This window comes from Aquirufa ecclesiirivi (assembly GCF_011250515.1).
GTDB lineage: Bacteria > Bacteroidota > Bacteroidia > Cytophagales > Spirosomataceae > Aquirufa > Aquirufa ecclesiirivi.
In genome coordinates this window covers 43,112-65,722 of record NZ_JAANOP010000011.1, presented here as the reverse complement: position 1 = coordinate 65,722, position 22,611 = coordinate 43,112, and the positions used below count along the sequence as shown (strand labels likewise).

The following is a 22,611-nucleotide window of genomic DNA, read 5'->3' as shown; positions in this document are numbered from 1 at the left end:
TCCTTTTGCTTCGCTCATGCTACGCTTCAATCTTTCGTTGGGATTAACCGTTTTGTTATTAGGGTTAAGGGATTAAGATGTAAAATTTGCCACCACCATTTATATTTTATAATTCATCATTTACAATTTCCTTTTGCTTCGCTCATGCTACGCTTCAATCTTTCGTTGGGATTAACCGTTTTGTTATTAGGGTTAAGGGATTAAGATGTAAAATTTGCCACCACCATTTATACTTTATAATTCATCATTTACAATTTTCTTTTGCTTCGCTCATGCTTCGTTCCCATCTTTCGTTGGATTAACCAGTCAATGTAGAATGAAGAATGTAGAATAATAATTAGCTGAGGCTCTCGATGTTGGCTGAGGCTCTCGAAGCCAACTTTAACTTGAGATTGCAAATACCTATTTTCTATCATTCGCCACGCCCAGTGGTTAACCGTTCAATGTAAAATGAAGAATGTAGAATTTTTGATAGAAAATACCGTCGGTCAGTACGAGCGAAAGGTGATGAACGCAGCGATAGACGAGGTTTTGACCTCAGCATAGGCGATGCGCGTCGGCGTCAAAAATATAGGCGATAGCGGAGTGAATCACGGTTTCGCGAAGCGAAATTCGCCTTTGCTGAACGACAAAAAAAGAAGTTTTTTTGTTTCTTTTTTTGAAAAAAAAGAAAATCCTAAGTATTTGCTAAAACATAGTGTTATTGTTACAACTCCTAGAAAATAGCTTTACCGAAGATTCAATTCATATGGTCTTTCTTTTTTTTCATAAAAAAGAAAAGCCTTAGTATTTGCTGAAACATAATGCTATTGTTAAAACAACAAGAAAGAGTCCTAGAAAATAGTTTTGCCGAAGATTTAATTCATATGGTATTTCTTTTTTTTCATAAAAAAAGAAACAAAAAAAACATAAGAAAGACGGTTAATCCTAAGACGAATTCCGCTGTGCGGAACCGATTGTCACTCCGCATACGGCTTTAATCTTTGACGCCATCGCACATGGCCTATGCGCAAGGTCAAATATCCGCCTGCCGCTTCGCTCATGCTACGCTCCAATCTTTCGTTGGGATTAACCAGTCAATGTAGAATGAAAAATGTAGAATGAAGAATGTAGAATAATATTTAGCTGAGGCTCTCGATGTTGGCTGAGGCTCTCGAAGCCAACTTTAACTTGAGATTGCAAATCCCTATTTTCTATCCTATAAATTCTACATTTTTCATTCTACATTCTACATTTTTCATTCTACATTCTACATTTCCAATTCATTATTCGCTAATCTCTTCTATTTTTGTAAGATATGCAGCTTTCCATCATATTTGTTAATTACCAAAGTGAAGAACTTTTACTGAATTGCTTTAGGAGCATTTACCAGTATACCCAAGGTCTGGAATTTGAGTGCATTGTGGTGGATAATAAATACCAAGCGGGCGCTAATGCCGCCATTCTTCATGAATTTCCAGCCACCGTGTGGATAGATTTGGGCTATAATGCTGGATTCTCCAAAGCGAATAATATGGGTTTAGCGCTGGCCAAAGCCCCTTATGTCTTGTTCATGAATGCGGATACGCTGGTGAGCGACAATGCCATTGGGAAAGCCTATGATTACCTGCAACAAAAACCTGAAATTGCCGCTGTGGGAGCTATTCAAGTCGATATGGATGGGAATTCGATCCCCTATTATCGGACGCTGAACGACATCCGCATTGATTTATACATTTTGCCCAATATTCCCGCATGGAAGAAATGGGTGTACCAATGTTTTCCTAGCTATGTGGCTCAAGAAAGATTCGAAACCAATAATTTAGTTGGGTTTTTCTTGATGACGAGTCAAAAAGTGATCGATCAAGTGGGAGCTTGGGACGAGGATTTTTTCATGTATGCCGAAGATGCCGAATGGAGTACTCGATTGATCAAAGCAGGGAAATTAGCCTATTTTGAGGATATCCGAGTGACGCATTTATTGGGAGATAATCCCTTCCGAAGAGCGAAAACTTCCTGGGTCAATCGTTTTTCCGTTCAAATCCAAGTATCCAATTTATTGTGGATTAGGAAAAGTTATGGCCTGGGAGCCTATTTGCTTATTTTATTGAACTATGCAGCTTTAGTTCCCTTGTTTTGGACTTGGAAAATCCTATTGAATCTGGTCAAAATGAGGCCATTGATGCACAATACAGAGAATCAGGTCTTGTTCAGTCGAAAAACGGGCATGCTATTTCATTATTTTTGGCAAACGGTTTTTTTGTCGAAAAAGTCCTATCAGATCAAACCCGAAGAAAATGTACACTAATTGGCATTTCTGATAAATATCATACATAAATCATGTCATCAATCTAAGGATTATGTAGTAAATTCGTTTTTAGCCTAAAATCATCATAAAATTGTAAATTTTGAATATCTCAGAACCATTATTTCAAGCCTTATCTGGACAATGCCAACCTAAAGAATTGGATTGGTTGAAGGAAAAATCAGCGAAAGACACCAATTCATTATCGTTGAGCTTTGTCATGGTTCCTCGTTTTATAGAAAAACAAGAACTAGAAAACGAAGTCTTGAGTCAGGCCGCCTCCATCCTACCCGATTGGAATTGGAATGACTGGACTTTGGACCGTTTGGCACGAGTATATTTATTGAGCCTTTGCCAAGAAAGAGAATTAAGCCAAGACGAATACATCAAGAAAATTAACCTGCTATTTGATACCGCTGAATTAAACGAGTCCGTTGCCCTGTATTCCGCTATTCCGGTTTTGGCCTATCCAGAAGCATGGATGAACCGTGCTACAGATGCGGTACGTTCTAATGTGGGTTTAATCTTTGATGCCATTGCCTTTGGAAATCCATATCCCAAGCAGTATTTCTCGGAATTAGCTTGGAACCAATTGGTCTTAAAATGCATCTTCAACGATAAGCCAATCCATCAAATTGAGGGTTTAGAAGAAAGAAATAACGAAGCTTTGGTTCAAACCTTGGTGGATTTTGCGCATGAGAGATGGGCAGCGAACCGACGAGTACCTTCTCAAGTTTGGCGCCTGCTTGTCCCCTATTTGAACCCAGCAATATTACCCAATATTGAAAAATTAATTCATTCAGATTCCGCCTCAGACCGTTTGGCAGCTGCGCTTGTTTTAGCGCAAAGTAGCTTAGCTGAAGCGAAAACATTGGCAGAAAAATATAAAAACGAGCTTCCTGCCGTCCCAAATGATGCTTGGGGAGCTTTAGAGAAACCAGAACCCATTTACCAACCAGCCTAGGATTATGTGTAAAAATCCACACCTATCGAACCCATCCCATTTTCAAGGATCTGCAGAGGAAGAAATGACTGCGAGCACCGTGGAAGAAACATTTGAGCAATACATCAAAGGCATGAAGTTTTTTGATCCGCATGTGCACATGACGGCAAGAACAACGGATGATTACCAAGCCTTGGCGGATGCTGGAGTCGTGGCCATCATTGAGCCTGCCTTCTGGTTAGGTCAACCAAGAACAGGTTTATCGTCGTTCAAAGACTATTTTGCTACTTTGGTGGGTTGGGAGCGTTTTCGTTCTTCTCAGTTTGGTATCAAGCATTATTGCACCATTGGATTAAACTCACGAGAGGCTAATAATGAGGCTTTGGCTGAGGAAGTGATGGAGATTTTACCTTTGTTTTTGCAAAAAGAAGGCGTAGTAGGTGTTGGTGAAATTGGTTTTGATGATCAAACAGCCTTGGAAGAAAAATACTACCGAGCACAACTGGAATTGGCCAAAGAAATGGGTTTACCTGTGCAGGTGCATACGCCTCACCGCGATAAGAAAAAAGGTACAGAAAGAAGTATGGCCATTGCTTTGGAGCATGGTTTAGATCCGAAAATGGTCATTATTGACCATAACAACGAAGAAACGGTTAAATCGGTTTTGGACCAAGGATTTTATGCCGCCTTTACCATTTACCCATTCACCAAAATGGGAAATGAGCGTATGGTGGAGATAGTGAAACAATACGGTCCATCCATGATCATGATCAATTCAGCGGCAGATTGGGGAATTTCCGATCCCTTAGCGATTCCAAAAACAGCAGCATTGATGAAGATGAAAGGCATTACCGATGAAGATATTCGTTTAGTGACCTACCAAAACGCCTTGGATGCTTTTGCACAAAGTGGACAAATTAAAGAATCTGATTTTATCCATGGCATGGAAATAGATCAGTCTTTGAAATTCAATGGAAACACGGTTTTACGAGGCGGACAAGCTCCAAGAGTCAACAAAAACTCCTTGATCATTCGCTAATGAGTCAGATTAGAGCCTTTTTGGAATTAACTCGACCAGCCAATGTCATTACGGCTTTGACCGACATCATGGCGGGTATGGCCATTGTAGGTTTCCTTTTCGTTTGGAAAGATTATTCCATACAGCCCTTACTCTTGTTAGGATTTTCCACCATGTGTTTATATGCGGGTGGAGTGGTGTTCAATGATGTGTTTGACCGAGAATTAGACAGCATAGAACGACCAGAAAGAGCTTTGCCGAGTGGCAGAATTTCATTACAAGCCGCAGTGGCAGGAGGTTTATTCCTGCTTGTTTTAGGTATTCTCTTAGCCTTCAAACAAAGTTTACTCAGTGGCTACTTGGCCGTAATTATCACCTTATTAGCCTTATTTTACGACTGGAAAGGAAAACACATGACTTATTTTGGCCCCATCAACATGGGCCTTTGTCGTGCCTTTAACCTACTTTTAGGCATGTCGGTCTACGAACTAGGGGTCATAGAACAGGGGCAATGGATGATATTACCCTTGATTTACATCGCAGCCATTACCATGGTGAGTCGGGGTGAAGTGCATGGTAGTACTCCATGGCCTATTGCGGCAGCAGCCTTATTCTTTTTGATCATTCATGCGGCACAATTATCCTTGGCGATTAAATCGGAACAATGGATGGCCATTCCTTTTATTATCTTGCATATCACGCTTATATTTAAACCTTTAATAAAAGCATATCAAAATCCCATTGGACCGAACATAGGTAAAACGGTGAAAGCAGGAGTCTTGTCACTCATTGTGATGAACGCAGCCTGGGTGAGTTTAAGTGGCCAATGGATGATTACTTTGGCCGTATTAGCCCTATTACCCATTTCCATGCGAGTAGGGAAATTCTTTGCCGTTACGTAATTTTATAGCATGCAGTCATTAGAACAATATTTTCAGGTACCCTTTCGCTATCAGGTCATTTTTTCCAAAGGCTTATTCCAACAAGATAATCCCGTTTTCAAGGACTTTATCTTGAACTTTGGTTTAGTTGATTTTAGAAAAAGGATCGTATTTGTCATCGACAAAGGAGTGGCAGATGCCCATCCAAACTTGACCTCTGAAATCGTCCAATACTTTGACACCTATCCTGTGGCTGATTTAGCCCCTGAAATCTTGATTTTACCCGGTGGAGAAGTTTGTAAAAATGACCCCAGGTTTTATGAAGAAGTGGTTCGGGCTATTGATGAGCATCGCATCGATCGACATTCTTTTGTGGCTTGTATTGGTGGAGGAGCCTTTTTAGATATGAGCGGATATGCCGCAGCTATTTCGCACCGTGGGGTAAAATTCATTCGTATACCAAGTACGGTTTTATCCCAAAATGATTCGGGAGTTGGCGTGAAAAATGGGGTGAATTACATGGGAAAGAAAAATTTCCTAGGCACTTTTGCTCCACCCGTTGCCGTATTCAATGATGTGAATTTATTGGCTACTTTAAACGACCGCGACTGGAGATCGGGTATTGCGGAAGCCATCAAAGTCGCATTAATCAAGGATTTGGCTTTTTTTGAATGGTTGGAAGAAAATACCTCAGCCATGAATGAGCGCCATGAAGCGGTCATGATTGAGCAAATCTACCGTTGTGCGGAATTACACATGCAGCACATTTCCAGTGGTGATCCTTTTGAATTAGGTTCGGCTCGACCATTGGATTTTGGCCATTGGGCTGCTCATAAATTGGAATATTTAAGCAATTTCGAGATCCGTCATGGGGAAGCTGTGGCCATCGGTATTGCTTTAGATACAGCCTATTCCCATGAAATTGGATATTTAACAGCCGAGGAAAGAGACCGAGTGATTGCGGTCATTCGTAGCTTAGGATTTGATACCTATCACCCAGCCTTGGCAGAAAATGACAAAGCCAATTTATTCAAAGGTTTGCAGGAATTTCAGGAGCATTTGGGTGGACAATTATGCATTACTTTGTTGGAAAAACTAGGCAAAGGAAAAGAAGTGCATGAAATGAATTTTGATTTAATTAAAAAATCGGTTGATTTCTTAGCTCAATTAGGATAGCAAACCATGAAAACAGCACTAGGGCTTTTAAGTTATTGTTCCAACATTCACCCAGGTGAAATTTGGTCGGAGCATTTTGCCAATCTTCAAAAGAACATACCTGCAATCAAAGCAGCGGTAAGTCCTGACGCTCCAATGGGCCTAGGTTTACGCATTGCTGATTTAGCGAGTAAAGATTTGCAAGATGAACAAGCTTGGAAAGCCTTGACAGATTGGTTGAAAGCCGAGGATTTGTACGTGTTTACGCTCAATGGATTTCCTTTTGGTGGTTTTCATGGAGTAGTGGTCAAAGACGATGTGCACACTCCTGATTGGACAACGAAAGAACGTTACGACTATACATTACGTTTGGCTCATCTATTAGCCAAACTATTACCAGAAAGTCAAGCTTCAGGGGGTATTTCCACCTCGCCACTCTCCTACCGTTTTTGGTGGAAAAGTCCAGAAGCCTTGCAAGAAGCCACCGAAAAAGGAACATTAGCCTTGGTGGATGTTGTGGACCAATTGGCTCAGATTGAACAAGCGACTGGTAAAAGTATACACATTGACATAGAACCAGAACCCGATGGTATTTTAGAAAACCACCGTGAGTTTGTGGATTGGTATGGTGCTTGCTTATTGCCCTTGGGAATTCCTCATTTAATTGAAAAAGGATATAGTGCTGCGAAAGCCGAGGAATTGATTCGTCGACATATTCAAATCTGTTTCGACATCTGTCATTTCGGAGTTAGCTATGATCATCCTGCTACTTGCATTACAGAGTTGAAAGAAAAAGGCATACAAGTAGGTAAGATACAGGTAAGTTCTGCCTTGCGTTTGGACTTTAGTCAACAAGCCGAGGAAAAATTAGCCTTATTAAAAAAATACCAAGAACCTGTGTATTTGCATCAGGTGAAAGCCAAAAAAGCGGATGGTAGTTTCATTCAATATCCAGATTTGGATCAAGCCTTTGCGGCTTATGAACCAGGGGCATTTTTGGAATGGAGAATTCACTACCATGTCCCTCTATTTTTAGAGAGTTATGGTTTATTGGGTTCAACGCAGAAAGAAATTCGAGAAACATTAGCGATACAAAAGCAGGAAGCATTCACAGGCCAAATGGAAATAGAAACCTATACCTGGGGAGTCTTGCCAGAAGAACATCAAATTCCCATACATGAATCCATCATTCGGGAGATTCAATGGGTACAAGAACAATTAAAAGCCTAATATGATGCAAAAGACGGTCGTGATTGATGTCGTTGGATTAAGTCAAAGCGTGCTTTGCGAGCATACACCGTTTTTAAACCAGTTCATTGCTTCCAAGCAAATTTGCCACATCAAACCCGTTTTACCGGCTGTGACAACTACTTCTCAGAGTTGTTATGTCACCGGAAAATACCCCAATGAAAACGGAATTGTAGGAAATGGCTGGTATGATCGCGAAGATGCCGAAGTGAAGTTTTGGAAACAATCCAACCATTTGGTGCAAGGAGAGAAAATTTGGGATGCCGCCAAAAAGGCCAATCCTAATTTTACTTGTGCCAAAATGTTTTGGTGGTACAACATGTACTCCTCGGCCGATTATTCGGTGACACCTCGTCCGCAGTACCATGCCGACGGCGTGAAAGCACCCGATTGCTACTCCTACCCTGCCTCCTTACGTGACGAATTACAAGCCGAACTAGGAACATTTCCTTTGTTTAGTTTTTGGGGGCCAAATGCCAATATTAAATCGACCCAATGGATTGCAGATGCCTCCATCTGGGTAGATAAGAAATACAATCCCACGCTGAATCTGATTTATTTGCCGCATTTGGACTATTGTCTGCAAAAATTTGGTCCAGATATTCCCAAGATTGCGAAGGAATTACAAGAGATCGATCAGGTGGTCAAAGAGCTAGTGACGCATTTTGAAAGCACAGGAGCAGAAGTGATTCTGCTTTCGGAATATGGCATCAACGAAGTGAATCAGCCGATTTACATCAACCGTATTTTGCGTGAAAAGGGATTGATTAGCATACGCGTTGAGCAAGGCTTAGAACTTTTGGATGCAGGTGCCAGTGCGGCATTTGCTACGGCAGATCACCAGATAGCGCATGTATACATTCAAGATGCCAACAAAATAGCGGCCATCAAAGCTGATTTAGAAAAAGTATCCGGCATAGCTAAAGTATTAAATAAGGAGGAACAAAAAGCCTACCACATAGACCATGCCCGCAGTGGGGAATTGGTATTAATCGCTGAACCACAGGCTTGGTTTGTTTATTATTTCTGGATGGATGATGCCAAAGCACCCGACTATGCCCGATTAGTGGATATTCATCGGAAGCCAGGTTATGACCCTGTTGAGATGTTTATGGACCCTAAAAACCCCTTCATTAAACTCAGAGCGGCTTATAAATTGGCCAGAAAACTGAGTGGTTTTCGCTATTTGATGGATGTGATTCCATTGGATGCCACGCTCATCAAGGGTTCTCATGGAAGTATTTTTTGTGAGCCAGCCTATTATCCTATTTATGTGTCGGATCAAAAGAGCCTTCCTAGCCAAGTAGAAGCACCAGAAGTATATGATTTAATTTGGAAAACTATTTTTCAATAAAAATTTAATTAGAAAAATTAGCACTATATTTAGCCATTAAATCAATAAAATACTTTACCATGAAAAAACTAATTGCCTTATGCGCGATGATGGCGATGTTCCTTGGCCTGAGTACAAAAGCTACTGCGCAAGACTTTGATCCAAAAGCGATGGTTCAACGTCAGCTTGACCGTTATTCTACGGAATTAAAACTGACTGCTGATCAGGTTAAAAAACTGGAGCCCATTATTTCCTCTCGTATGCAAAAAATGATGGAATTCCGTCAGGCTGGTATGGAGCGTGAGCAAATGATGGCTGAAATGAAGAAAATCAATGATGGCCAAATGGAATCGTTGAAAGGCATATTCACTCCAGAACAATTGGAAAAATACCTTGCATTGCAGAGTCAAATGCGTCAGGGTGGACCTAGAAACTAATTCAAGGCCTTAATTACGCCATGAAAACAAAAATTCTTTTACTTATAGGGCTGGTCTTCATCAGCCCTATACTTTTGATAGCTAATCCCATTCGGGTGGGGATAGCCGGAATGACACATGACCACGTAGGTCAGGCATTGCATGCCGCACAAAAAAATGCAGATGTGCAGATTGTAGGATTTGCCGAGAAAAATAAGGACTTGGCCATGCGCCTGCTCAAAGAATATCATTTACCTGAATCCCTTTGGTTTCCTGATCTAGAAACATTGATTTCCCAAACGAAACCAGAGGCTGTATGTGCGTTTAATAGCATTTACGAGCATTTGGAAGTGGTTCAAACCTGTGCGCCCAAAGGCATACATGTGATGGTGGAAAAACCTTTGGCCGTCAACATGGATCATCTAGCTCAGATGAAAGCCTTGGTCAAAAAATATCCAATAGCCTTATTAACCAATTTTGAAACAACTTGGTATCCCTCCCATGCCAAAATGTGGGACATGCTGAAAGTGGAAAAATCCTTGGGAGATCTGCGCAAAGTGGTCATCATGGATGGTCATAATGGTCCCGTAGAAATTGGTTGTTCGAAAGAATTCCTAGCTTGGTTAACCGACCCAAAAATGAACGGCGGAGGAGCATTGATTGATTTTGGATGCTATGGCGCCAACATCATGACTTGGCTTATGGAAGGTCAAAAGCCCATATCGGTCACTGCTGTCAGCCAGCATTTAAAGCCCCATATCTATCCCAAAGTGGATGATGAAACCACCATTATTTTAAACTATCCTAGCTGTCAAGCCATCATCCAAGCGTCTTGGAATTGGCCATTTGACCGCAAGGATACCGAACTATATGCCAGCAAAGGTATTTTAGTGGCCGATAAGACCAAACAAATGAAGTATATTTCTGAAGGGCGATTTGGCAAAGAAAGCCTCCTTCAACTTTCCCCATTAGCTCCTGAAAGAGCTAATGTATTTGCCTATTTAGCGGCCGTCGTGCAAGGCAAAATAGATCCACAAAAGGATTTATCCTCTTTAGCCATCAATGAAATTGTGGTAGAAATATTATCTGCTGCAACAGAATCTGCAAAAACTCACAAAACCATATTTTTAAAATAACATGAAAGCTACTTTACTCCTACTTTTATTACCGATGTTGGCCTTGGCCCAGAAACCTATGAAAATCAACGGCAAAGACATTGGTATGGTTTCCTTTACCTACCGCAATAGTTTCTCCAAAGACATGGCCAAAACCTTGGACACCCTACAAAGTCAGGGAATTACCGACATGGAATTTTCTAGTTTATTTGGCAAAACGGCCCAAGAAGTACGCAGCCTATTGGATGAAAGAGGCATGAAATGTTCTTCTTTTGGAGTCAGTATGGCAGATGCATTAAACAAGACAGATCAGGTGGGGGAAAATGCTAAGACTTTAGGTGCTTCCTTTGTCCGCGTGGCATGGATTCCTCATACAGGTCCGTTTACCTTAGAAATGGCCCAAAAGACAGCTCAGGAATTCAATCAGATTGGTAAAGCCTTAAAAGAGAAATTTGATTTGACCTTTTGCTACCACAACCACGGCTTTGAATTTGAGCCTTATGGCGAGGGAACTTTGTTTGATTACTTGGTTCAAAACACGGATCCTAAATTTGTCAGCTATGAAATGGATATCCTTTGGACTTTTTTCCCAGGTCAAAATCCAGCTACACTGTTGGAAAAATACGGCAATCGATTTAAATTGATGCACTTGAAGGATTTGAAAAAAGGCGTGCAAGGAAATATGTCGGGTGGTACTTCTGTTGAAAATGATGTAGCTTTAGGAACGGGCCAACTGAACATACCTGAAATCATGAAAGCGGCTAAAAAAGCCAAAATTCAGCATTATTATTTAGAAGATGAAAGCTCTCGATATCCTGTTCAAACCCGACAAAGCAGAACCTATTTATCGAATTTAAAATAATATGACAAAGCGTTTTCTTTACCTATTGATTTTACAAATAGCCATCCTTAGCCCGCTTATGGGGCAACAAGCTATTGAAAAGAAAATCCAAACGGATTTGATTTTAGCAGACGATGGAAGTACCATACAATTAGAGGAAGGTACTTTTCAGATTTCGCAAAGTTTGTCCATGGATGGTAAAAAAAATATGGTCATTCGAGGTAAAGGAATCGATAAAACGATACTTTCCTTTAAAAATCAAGCAGGGGGTGCCGAAGGCATAAAAATCACCAATTGTGAGAACATCATTTTGGAAGATATGACCGTGCAGGATTCCAAAGGGGATTTAATCAAAACCATGCATGTGAAGGGCATCACCTTTCGCCGCATCAAAGCTGAATGGACAGGCAAGCCCTCTCCTAGCAACGGGAGCTATGCGCTTTACCCCGTACTTTGTGAAAATGTTTTGATTGATAGTTGCATTGCCATTGGTGCCTCCGATGCGGGTATTTATGTAGGCCAGTCGAAGTACATTGAAGTGAAAAACAGCACCGCATTCCAAAATGTGGCTGGCATTGAAATAGAAAATTCTCAATTTGCGGAGGTGCATCATAATAAGGCCTATGGCAATACAGGAGGTATTTTGGTATTTGATTTACCTGATTTGGTCCAGAAAAAAGGTGGTCATGTGAAAGTCTACCAAAATGAGGTGATAGAAAATAATTTAGCCAATTTTGCCCCTAAAGGAAACATTGTGGCTCGGGTTCCTAAAGGAACGGGCATGCTGGTATTAGCGACGAGTCAGGTGGAAATTTTTAACAATAAGATTCATCAAAATAAAACCATGGGCGTAGGAATTATTTCTTACCACATGACAGAAAATAAAATCACGGATTTGGAATATGACCCCTATCCGACGGCCATTGAAATCCGCGACAATGATTTTGAAAGAAAAGCAGGTAGAGTTCCTGCCAAAGGTCGATTTGGTCAGATGTATCGCTTCAAACTGAAATTTGGCAGACAGGCGCCCAACATTATTTATGATGGTATTTTGGACCCAAAACGATTGGATTCCAGCGGTGAATATTTCCCTTCATATCGGATTTGTATTCGAAATAATACGAATCAAAGCTTCGCCAATATCGATGCGGAACACGATTTTAAAAACATCCAACGCGACGTTAGTTTGTACGATTGCCATCTTCAAGCATTTAAGACACTTCGTTAATCATGAACAGGTCTTTTCGTTTAGGCTTGATGATTTTGGTATGGATGAGCTTTATCCAGGCTAGTTCCATCCAAAAAAACACGGCTGGCTATGTCATGAAATTATCCGACTATGGATTTTTCAATGGTGATTTAAAAGATCAACATCCACAAGACGGCGTGATTCCTTACCAGTTGAATTCCCCCTTATTTTCGGATTATGCTTCCAAGCTTCGCTTTATCAAATTACCGGAAGGAACTAAGGTAGCCTATAATGCTGATTCGGTATTCCAGTTTCCCGTAGGTACCGCCATCATTAAAACCTTTTATTATCCCAAAGAGGAAGCCAATCCTTCGGCAGGCAGAAGGATTATGGAAACTCGGGTGTTGATTCGTCAAGAGAAGTCGTGGGTGGCCTTGCCTTATATTTGGGATGAAGCCCAAACTGAAGCTACTTTAGAAGTAGCAGGAGGTTCTTCTTTGGTTCGTTGGAAGGACAAACAAGGCATACTAAAACAAGTAAATTATCAGGTTCCCAACATGAACCAATGTAAAGGTTGCCATGAACGCAGTGGTCAGATGAGCCCGATTGGTCCTTCGGCCCGACAATTAAACGGTGACTTTCATTATACTTCAGGGAAGCAAAATCAATTGGATTACTGGACAAAAGCAGGCATTTTGAGTGATTTACCTCATTTCAATGAAATTCCAGCATTAGTCAATTATATGGATGAAAGTAAATCACTCGATGAACGAGCGAAAGCCTATTTAGACATCAACTGCGCGCATTGCCATAACTCTACAGGACCAGCGCGTTCTTCTGGATTATATTTAGCTTGGGATACAAAAGATAAAACAGCCTATGGCTTCATGAAGACACCAGTTGCAGCGGGAAGAGGCTCAGGCAATTTGAAATACGACATTGTTTCGGGAAAAGCCAAGGAAAGTATTTTGGCCTACCGCATGGATTCGGTAGATCCAGGGGTCATGATGCCTGAATTAGGTCGTAAAATGAAGCATCAAGAAGGAATTAAATTAATTCAAGATTGGATAAACTCCTTAGCACATTAACATGAAAACAAGCATTCTTTTCCCACTTTTGCTGGCTTTGTCCTTGGTATATCCAAGTTTGGCTCAAAAGAAAAATACGCAAAAACCGAATATCATATACATCTTAGCGGATGATTTGGGCTATGGTGATATTTCCATCTACAATCCCAAAGGGGATAAAATTGCCACGCCCCACATTGATCAATTGGCCAAAGAGGGCATGCGCTTTTTAGATGCCCATTCTGCTTCTGGAGTTTGTACACCCTCCCGCTATGCCATCATGACGGGTCAATATCCTTTCCGAAGTAAATTACCCACGGGTGTTCTAAGAGGCTACAGTCGCAGCTTGATTGAAAAAGAACGTGTAACGGTGGCCTCTTTTCTAAAGAGTCAAGGTTACCAAACTGGCGTGGTTGGAAAATGGCATTTGGGTTTAGATTGGGCCGTCAAACCGGGTTTTGAGGGAAATTTAACCCAAGTGAATTATGGCATTCAAGAAGAAATGAAGCCCGATCACATTGATTATGACCAAGACCCTACGGGTGGTCCTGCAGCGGTGGGTTTCGACTATTCTTATATTTTGCCTGCATCCTTGGACATGCCGCCTTATTGCTATTTGGAAAATCAACATTTGGTGGAAAAGCCTACTGCCTATACGGATGGAAATAAATTAACCTCAGGTTATACCGGACCTTTTTGGCGAGAAGGCAAAATGGCTCCCAATTTTGATTTTTATGGCGTCATGCCCCGATTCATCGATAAATCCAAAGCGTTTTTGACACGTCAAAAAACCAATCAACCCTTTTTCTTATACATCCCCTTTTCGGGTCCTCATACTCCTTGGGTACCCCAAAATAAATTCAAAGGAAGCTCTAAAGCTGGCGAGTATGGCGATTTTGTTCAACAGGTAGATGCTTCGGTGGGGCAGCTCATGAAAACCTTAGATAGTTTAGGCTTAAAAGAAAATACCATAGTTATTTTTACCAGTGACAATGGCCCTTATTGGAGAGAGAATTTCGTGAAAGAATTCCAACATCAGGCCGCCGGAGAATGGCGAGGAATGAAAGGAGATGCTTTTGAAGCTGGGCACCGAGTGCCATTCATTGTTCGTTGGCCCAAGAAGGTCAAAGCCAAAAGCGTATCTCAAGCCTTAGTTTCTCAAACCAGTTTATTAGCTACTTGCCAACAGATTCTTGGACAGCCAACCAGCAAAAATGATAGTTATGGAATTTACCCTTTACTGACTCAGAAAAGCAAGCAAATTCCAGAACAAGAGGCATTGGTATTCACCACCTCCATTGGCTATTTGGTTGTCCGACAAGGGGAATGGAAATGGGTAGAAGGCTTGGGATCCGGTGGATTTACCGACCCTAGAAATGTTAAAGCCACCAATCACATCACAGGTCAATTATTTAACCTAAAGCTTGACCCCAAAGAATCTGAAAACTTGTTTGAAAAATATCCGGAAAAAGTCAGGGAGATGCGGGACCTACTTCAAAGGATTAAGCATGTAGAGTGAAGAATTGATAGTTATTAGTTTTTAGGGATTAGTGTTTAGAATTTTGCACGTCCCTGATTTAGGTTGACATTTTTTAGGAAGACTCAGCTTGTAGTTATCAAACATAAATATTTTGGATTTTCCGATATGTATTTATTGTAGCAATACTTGATATTTTATATCTCACTCTACTTTAATGCCATTACTTAGGGATTTCTTTTTTTAAAAAAAAGAAACAAAAAAAATGAAGTAACGGTTAATCATAAGACGAATTCCGCTTCGCGGAACCGATGTTCACTCCGCATACGGCTTTAATCTTTGACTCTAACGCACATGGCCTATGCGCCGGGTCAAATATCCGCCTTCCGCTTCGCTCATGCTACGTTCCCATCTTTCGTTGGGATTAACCTCTTCAGTTGTCTTTATTAGAGTTTAGTTTCAGAATGAAATTTGTGATTTTTTGATAGAAAATACCGTCGGTCAGCACGAGCGAAAGATGATGAACGCAGCGGTAGACGAGGTTTTGACCTTAGTAAAGGCGATGCGTGTCGGCGTCAAAAATATAGGCGATAGCGTAGTGAATCACGGTTTCGCGAAGCGAAATTCGCCTTTGATGACCGACAAAAAAGAAGTTTTTTTGTTTCTTTTTTTATCAAAAAAAAGAAATACCATTAGGTTTTAGTGCAGTTTTTAAATATTTAAAATGAGTTTTTAATAAGCTCAAAGTAAACCTATTTCAGGACAAGATGTACGTCCCTGATTTAGGTTGACATTTTTTAGGAAGACTCAGCTTGTAGTTATCAAACATAAATATTTTGGATTTTCCAATATGTATTTATTGTAGCAATACTTGATATTTTATATCTCACTCTACTTTAATGCCATTGCTTAGGGATTTCTTTTTTTAAAAAAAAGAAACAAAAAAAATGAAGTAACGGTTAATCCTAAGACGAATTCCGCTTCGCGGAACCGATGTTCACTCCGCACACGGCTTTAATCTTTGACTCTAACGCACATGGCCTATGCGCCGGGTCAAATATCCGCCTTCCGCTTCGCTCATGCTACGTTCCCATCTTTCGTTGAGATTAACCTCTTCAGTTGTCTTTATTAGAGTTTAGTTTCAGAATGAAATTTGTGATTTTTTGATAGAAAATACCGTCGGTCAGCACGAGCGAAAGATGATGAACGCAGCGGTAGACGAGGTTTTGACCTTAGCAAAGGCGATGCGTGTCGGCGTCAAAAATATAGGCGATAGCGTAGTGAATCACGGTTTCGCGAAGCGAAATTCGCCTTTGATGACCGACAAAAAAGAAGTTTTTTTGTTTCTTTTTTTATCAAAAAAAAGAAATACCAAGTAGGTTTTAGTGCAGTTTTTAAATATTTAAAATGAGTTTTTAATAAGCTCAAAGTAAACCTATTTCAGGACAAGACACTTACAATGAATCAAGACCACATTTAGCTTTAAAAATGAAAAAGCCAGTTGATTTATATGCAGCTTAAACTATATTTACAATGAATAATTAATGAACCCAACTGTCAACCTATATCAGGACAAGACACTAATCCCTAATAACTAATTCCTACTTTGCCAAAACGATATTCACAATCCGCTTCGGAACCACAATGATCTTACTAGGTATTTGACCATCCAAGACTTTTTGAACTTGAGCATGAGCTAAAACGCCTGCTTCAACTTCGGCTGGACTAGCCGTCGCAGAAAAAGACAAAGTTAATTTCACTTTTCCATTGAATGAAATCGGGTAATTAAATTCATCTTCTACTAAATAGGCTGCATTGAACTCAGGGAATTTTGCTTTGGAAATACTTCCTGCCTCCTCACCCAAGGCCACCCATAACTCTTCTGCCATATGAGGGGCATAAGGAGATAATAAAAGCACTAAATCCTTCAAAATAGCTTTCTTATGGCATTTCAATTGGGTCAAATCATTGACACAAATCATCAAGGTAGAAACCACCGTGTTGAACGAATAACGCTCCAAATCTTCGTGGACTTTTCGGATAGCCGCATGCAAAACTTTCAATTCTTCAGGCTTGGCTGGAGAATCTTCCAATTTCACTTTTTGCGTCGTTTCATCAAAGAACAAACGCCACACCTTTCTTAAGAAATTATGAGAGCCTGAAATACTGTTGGTATTCCAAGGTTTAAATTGCTCCAATGGTCCCAAAAACATCTCATAAACACGCAAGGTATCAGCACCATATTTAGTTATCAAATCATCGGGATTTACTACATTGTACTTGGATTTGGACATTTTTTCCACTTCCCAGCCACATAGATATTTACCATATTCCAACACGAAAACGGCATCCGCAGGAACATCGTTTCGAGAAGATTTGAAGGCCTCCACGTTCAATATATCATTCTCCACAATATTCACATCCACATGCAAAGCTGCCACATCATATTGATCCTTTAGCCCATGAGAAACAAAAGTAGCTGGACTCACGTTTTTCACTCGATAGACGAAATTAGATCTACCTTGAATCATTCCTTGATTGATCAATTTTTTAGCAAACTCTTCTTCCTGCACATAACCCAAATCTTTCAAGAATTTGTTCCAAAAACGAGAATACAATAAGTGCCCCGTTGCATGCTCAGAACCTCCAATGTATAAATCCACCGCTTTCCAATAATTCACGGCCTCTTGGGAAGCAAATTCTTGGTCATTTTGAGCATCCATGTAACGGTACCAGTACCAAGAAGAACCTGCCCAACCCGGCATGGTCGACCATTCATAATCGTACTGACCTTGGTATTTCCAAGCATCTGCTGCACGACCTAAAGGTGGTTCGCCCGTTTCTGTTGGTAGATATTTATCAATCTTAGGCAATTCTAAGGGCAATTCGCTTTCCTGAATCAAATAAGGCAATAAATCACCTTGGGAATTCGGTTTAAAATAGACGGGAACAGGTTCTCCCCAATAACGCTGACGAGAAAATACTGCATTACGCATGCGGTACTGAATCTTAGCTTTACCAATGCCCTTTTCTTCTAACCAAGCGGTTAAAATGGGAGTAGCCTCTTGATAGGTCTTTCCATTGATCAATTCAGAATTAATGTATTTCCCTTCTTTGGTCGCATCAGCTTGTTTTTCAATATCCTTCTGAGCATCCAATATTGGGATGATCGGTAGGTTAAAATGCGTCGCAAAGTTCCAGTCGCGCTGATCTCCCGAAGGTACACCCATCACGGCTCCAGTACCATATCCAGCCAAGACATAATCAGCCAAATAAATAGGCACACGCTCTCCGTTAAACGGATTGACGACAAATGAACCAGTAAATACACCACTCACTTGCTTTACTTCTGATACACGATCTAGCTCAGAACGAGATTTCGCCCAAGTCACATAAGCCTCCACAGCCTCCTTTTGCTCCGGCGTAGTCAATTCATCCACCCACTCATGTTCTGGTGCTAAAACCATAAAGGAAACTCCATAAATGGTATCCACACGGGTCGTAAATACTTTGATTTTTTTATGAGAAAGAGCTGGATTATCGATATCAAAATCTACCTCCGCACCAATGGATTTTCCAATCCAGTTGCGCTGCTGTTCTTTCAATGAATCTGACCAATCTACCTCTTCCAACCCACGCAATAGTCGGTCGGCATAAGCCGTGATACGCATGGACCACTGGCGCATTTTCTTTTGTTCTATGGGATGGCCTCCACGTTCAGAAACACCATCTTTGACTTCATCATTGGCTAAAACAGTCCCTAAAGCAGGGCACCAGTTCACCACCGAATCATCCAAGAAAGCTAAACGGAAAGACAATAAATAAGCATATTTTTCTTCTTCAGAATACGCATTCCACTCCTCGGCGCTGATACGTTTTACCTCTTCATCACAAACGGCTTGTACTCCAATAGAGCCCGATTTTTCAAAAATTTGAATCAAGGTATCGATCGACTCCGCCTTATCGGAAGCCTGATTATACCAAGAATTGAACAATTGCATGAAAATCCATTGAGTCCATTTATAATAGGAAGGATCGGAGGTTCTCACTTCTCTCGTCCAGTCAAAGGAAAAACCCATGTTTTTCAATTGCTCAATGTATCTAGCGATATTTTCCTCGGTAGTTAAGGCAGGATGTTGCCCTGTTTGTATGGCATATTGTTCCGCAGGTAGACCAAAGGAATCAAATCCCATGGGGTGTAAAACCTCAAATCCCTGCAAACGCTTGTAGCGTGAGATGATATCAGATGCAATGTAGCCTAGCGGATGCCCGACGTGCAATCCTGCCCCAGATGGGTAAGGAAACATATCCAACACATAATATTTAGGTTTATTCGGATTTACCTGTGCTTGAAAGGTATTATTTGTCTCCCAAAAAGACTGCCATTGCTTTTCGATTTCACGAAACTGATACTCTGTACGCATAAATTTTTATCATTTTAAAAAAGGAATGCAAATTACGGCTTTTTTATGAAAAAATATTTACTCTACTTTATTGGTAGATTAGATAAAGTCTACTATTTTTGTAGGCGATTTTACCTTACGAGTAAGCAATATGTCCCAAAATATTCCTCCTAGTTCAGATACAAAGAGAAAATTTCCGAGCATTTTCAACGCGGTGCAAACCATTTGGAAACGGGAAAGAAGTATTACCGAAGTGATTATTCACATCAGTAATGCGCTGGCTTTGATGATCGTGGGACATTTATTATTTACCTATGTGACCTTTGCCAAAATGGAAGTGGTCTTCTCTTCCATCAATTCTGAAATTCTATATTACATCTTAGGAGGTTTTTTAGCCCAAATGATTGATGGGGCCTTAGGCATGGCCTATGGTGTTACAGCTACCACCTTTTTACTATCCGTGGGTATTTCTCCTGCCGCAGCTTCTGCCAGTGTTCATGCTTCCGAAGTATTCACTTCGGGCGTTTCAGGTTACATGCACTTGAAATTCGGCAATGTTAATTCCAAGCTTTTTAAAACCTTAGTGATTCCGGGTATCATTGGAGCCATCTTAGGGGCTTATGTGATTTCTAGCCTAGAAGAATATGCGGGTTATATCAAACCCATCGTTTCTATCTATACCTTATTTCTGGGTGCCATCATCATCCGGAAGGCATTGATCAAAAGACAAGAAAAACGACAATTGAAAAAAGTAGGGCTTTTAGCGCTATTTGGTGGCTATTTAGATTCCATTGGTGGAGGTGGCTGGGGGCCCATCGTTTCTTCTACGTTGATTGCCTCGGGGCGTCATCCCAAATACACCATTGGCAGTGTGAACCTTACTGAGTTTTTTGTTTCCCTTGCTTCTTCTTTGACCTTTTTTACGGTCATTGGTTTAGGGTATTGGCAAGTTATCATTGGCTTAATCTTGGGTGGTGTGGTCGCAGCTCCTATTGCAGCCAGGTTGGCCAACAAACTTCCGATCAAATCCATGATGATATTAGTGGGTATGGTGATTATCATTGTTAGCCTTCGTCAAATTATCCTCGGAGCAGATAAATTCTTTTAGTCGATCAGCAAACGCTTCACGATGGTCTGACCGGCCAGATTTTGCCAGCGGACAAATACCGTCCCTTGAAATCCCTTAGGTAATTGAATGGTTTTGGTTTCTTTGGCTTGAATGGCTATGGAATTCATCATGACTCTTCCTTGTAAGTCCAGGAAGGTCAATACTCCTGCTGCCTCACTCATCACAAAAATGGGCCCTTTGCTCGGATTTGGCCATACTTGTAAGCGATCTTGGTTTACTTGTTCGACAACGGGATTTGTACTTATATTCTCCAATAACTGAACACCTCCTGCACCTAAGCCAAGGCTAAGATCCATTTTACCATCCCCATTCCAATCGCCTGCACTCGGCCATACGCGCTCACCAAAATCGGCTGTCCATGTAAATGCTGGTGATCGTGTAGCACTTTTCCCATCCAAACTGAAGTTGATTAATTGTGCTTTGCCGATTCGATCAAATACCAAACATTCCATTTTACCATCCCCATTGACATCCAAGAAGCTGAGGCTTTTCGGGATGAAATTCAAATCTTGAAGCAGATTGGCCCAATTGGCATTGTCCAATTGCAAGGATTTATCTGTTTGAAATTGATAGGATCGTATTCTTCCCGATTTCTCTAACACCAATAAATCCAATTTTCCATCTTGGTTCCAATCAACAAACAAGGGTGTCTCTCCTACTTGCAGAACGGATACTGGGATTTCTTGCCATTTATTATCTATGGTATAAAGTGCCAGCTTTGCCCCTACAAAAGTTTGATATGAAATCAATAGCTCTTTCTTTCCATTTCCATCCCAATCTACCGCTTGGGGAATGATTTCCGTAGCTTGTATCCCTGCGCTAAAATTGCCAAAGTCGGTACTCTTCAAAAGCAAAGAAGCTTGCTGGGCTGTCCCTATATTTTCATAATAAGTCAAACTTGCCCTTACACCCCTAGCTCCCCGAATACCGTTATTTCCGATTACTAGGTCTAGATCTCCATCCCCATCAGCATCCCACCAAAGAGGCGCCGCATTTTCTCCTACATCCAACATCTGATCTTGCAGGAAGGCAGAGTTCTTTTCTACCCAATTACCTCCTTCCAACTGGTAATATGCTAAGGATTGTTGGAAATTTTGGCTATACAAAGCATTATCATAGGTATTACTTGATACCAACAAGTCTAATTTCCCATCTCCATTCACATCTTGAGGAAATGCTGAAGCAAAAGCACCCACTTGAACGGGGTTTCCAGTAGGAAAATGGTAATTCAATTGGCTGAATTGAGGCTTAGAAGCTGTACCTGTATTGATTAAATGAATGAGATTCTGACAGGAAACATGGCCAAATAAGAGGTCAGGTAACCCATTTTTATTGGGCAAGATTGCCAAACTATTCCCTGAATGCATCACCTGATTAGGACTTTTTACTTGAAAAGGAATATAGCTTGTACTACAAGATTTCCCTAATATCACATCTTCACAATCATTGTGAATAAAGTCGCCCCAACAATCCACCGTTTTCTTGAACTGAATCAGTCCTGAACCATTAGCAGCGACATTTTCATGAAACTCCACATAATGTCCTGCCGGTTCAAAGGCCAGCACATCCACATCCCCATCACCATCCACATCACCAATGGCCGGAATATCGGAAGCGGCTACATACAAATTGATTTTTCCTGAGAAGCCTTCGGAATACACAGGATCGGCCAAGATTTGAAATGAGATATTCGCCCCCGATGTATTTTGGTATATCTTCATCCCTGCTGGAGCCGAACAGAATAAATCTTTTTTGCCATCTTGATTATAATCCACCAAGTGAAACCAATTTTCTATTTTGGGAAAATGGGATTCATATAAAGGACTGTAGACCTGTGAAATTTGACCCGATGCATTTTTAACGCGCAAAAAAGTACTCAATTTTTGGGTGCTCCGATCGAAAATCACCCAATCTTCTAGTCCATCCGCATTTAAATCCATACTTTCCACTTGGACAGAATTAAAGCCTCCTGCCCATGGATTGGCTAAAAATGATTGATTGACTTTCACCGGGATTTGCGAACTTTGCTTCCAAGATGGTGCCTGGGCAAGTATTTCCGAGCTTAGGAATCCAAAAAATAAGAATACTAAAAATTTCATTCGATATTTGTAA

Annotated in this window: 17 protein-coding genes; 15 read left to right on the top strand and 2 right to left on the bottom strand. The window is 40.8% G+C overall.

Features of this window, described 5'->3' with window-relative positions:
• Positions 1-1,297 precede the first annotated feature (1,297 nt).
• From G9H65_RS12885 to G9H65_RS12820, 14 genes are all read left to right on the top strand, one after another.
• Complete coding sequence (locus G9H65_RS12885; RefSeq protein ID WP_166375747.1) at positions 1,298-2,287, top strand: glycosyltransferase; 990 nt, start codon at positions 1,298-1,300, stop codon at positions 2,285-2,287.
• A gap of 100 nt (positions 2,288-2,387) precedes the next feature.
• Complete coding sequence (locus tag G9H65_RS12880) at positions 2,388-3,248, top strand: EboA domain-containing protein (RefSeq protein WP_166375746.1); 861 nt, start codon at positions 2,388-2,390, stop codon at positions 3,246-3,248.
• Positions 3,249-3,312: 64 nt separating this feature from the next.
• Positions 3,313-4,266, top strand: a complete 954-nt coding sequence (locus G9H65_RS12875) for a TatD family hydrolase (protein ID WP_235927520.1) — start codon at positions 3,313-3,315, stop codon at positions 4,264-4,266.
• A complete protein-coding gene (gene eboC, locus G9H65_RS12870; RefSeq protein WP_166375744.1) occupies positions 4,266-5,147 on the top strand; it encodes a UbiA-like protein EboC in 882 nt (293 codons plus the stop codon). The genes G9H65_RS12875 and eboC overlap by 1 nt, the downstream gene beginning before the upstream one ends.
• 9 nt (positions 5,148-5,156) lie before the next feature.
• Positions 5,157-6,302, top strand: a complete 1,146-nt coding sequence (locus G9H65_RS12865; protein ID WP_166375743.1) for a 3-dehydroquinate synthase — start codon at positions 5,157-5,159, stop codon at positions 6,300-6,302.
• 6 nt (positions 6,303-6,308) lie between these two features.
• Positions 6,309-7,511, top strand: a complete 1,203-nt coding sequence (eboE, locus tag G9H65_RS12860; RefSeq protein WP_166375742.1) for a metabolite traffic protein EboE — start codon at positions 6,309-6,311, stop codon at positions 7,509-7,511.
• Between the two features lie 4 nt (positions 7,512-7,515).
• Positions 7,516-8,883 (top strand): alkaline phosphatase family protein, encoded by a 1,368-nt coding sequence (locus G9H65_RS12855; RefSeq protein ID WP_166375762.1) that lies wholly within the window; start codon positions 7,516-7,518, stop codon positions 8,881-8,883.
• 59 nt (positions 8,884-8,942) lie between these two features.
• Entirely contained in the window at positions 8,943-9,299 is a 357-nt protein-coding gene (locus G9H65_RS12850) for a hypothetical protein (RefSeq protein ID WP_166375741.1), read from the top strand.
• A 20-nt stretch (positions 9,300-9,319) separates the two neighbouring features.
• Entirely contained in the window at positions 9,320-10,414 is a 1,095-nt protein-coding gene (locus G9H65_RS12845) for a Gfo/Idh/MocA family protein (protein WP_166375740.1), read from the top strand.
• 1 nt (position 10,415) lies between these two features.
• Positions 10,416-11,255 (top strand): sugar phosphate isomerase/epimerase family protein, encoded by an 840-nt coding sequence (locus G9H65_RS12840; RefSeq protein WP_166375739.1) that lies wholly within the window; start codon positions 10,416-10,418, stop codon positions 11,253-11,255.
• 1 nt (position 11,256) lies between these two features.
• Positions 11,257-12,462: a parallel beta-helix domain-containing protein gene (locus tag G9H65_RS12835; protein ID WP_166375738.1), complete on the top strand. Its 1,206-nt coding sequence runs from the start codon at positions 11,257-11,259 to the stop codon at positions 12,460-12,462.
• Between the two features lie 2 nt (positions 12,463-12,464).
• Positions 12,465-13,511 (top strand): SO2930 family diheme c-type cytochrome, encoded by a 1,047-nt coding sequence (locus G9H65_RS12830; RefSeq protein WP_235927518.1) that lies wholly within the window; start codon positions 12,465-12,467, stop codon positions 13,509-13,511.
• Between the two features lies 1 nt (position 13,512).
• A complete protein-coding gene (locus G9H65_RS12825; protein WP_166375737.1) occupies positions 13,513-15,009 on the top strand; it encodes a sulfatase family protein in 1,497 nt (498 codons plus the stop codon).
• A gap of 1,157 nt (positions 15,010-16,166) precedes the next feature.
• Positions 16,167-16,346, top strand: a complete 180-nt coding sequence (locus G9H65_RS12820) for a hypothetical protein (protein ID WP_166375736.1) — start codon at positions 16,167-16,169, stop codon at positions 16,344-16,346.
• A gap of 222 nt (positions 16,347-16,568) precedes the next feature.
• On the opposite strand, the gene leuS is transcribed toward G9H65_RS12820, so the two are convergent.
• On the bottom strand, positions 16,569-19,391 hold the full coding sequence (gene leuS / locus G9H65_RS12815) for a leucine--tRNA ligase (protein ID WP_166375735.1): 2,823 nt from the start codon (positions 19,389-19,391) through the stop codon (positions 16,569-16,571).
• A 130-nt stretch (positions 19,392-19,521) separates the two neighbouring features.
• Between leuS and G9H65_RS12810 the strand changes: the two genes are divergently transcribed.
• Positions 19,522-20,478, top strand: coding sequence for a sulfite exporter TauE/SafE family protein (locus G9H65_RS12810; RefSeq protein ID WP_166375734.1), 957 nt, complete (start codon positions 19,522-19,524; stop codon positions 20,476-20,478).
• On the opposite strand, the gene G9H65_RS12805 is transcribed toward G9H65_RS12810, so the two are convergent.
• Positions 20,475-22,598, bottom strand: coding sequence for an FG-GAP repeat domain-containing protein (locus G9H65_RS12805; RefSeq protein ID WP_166375733.1), 2,124 nt, complete (start codon positions 22,596-22,598; stop codon positions 20,475-20,477). The genes G9H65_RS12810 and G9H65_RS12805 overlap by 4 nt on opposite strands.
• Between the last annotated feature and the right edge of the window lie 13 nt (positions 22,599-22,611).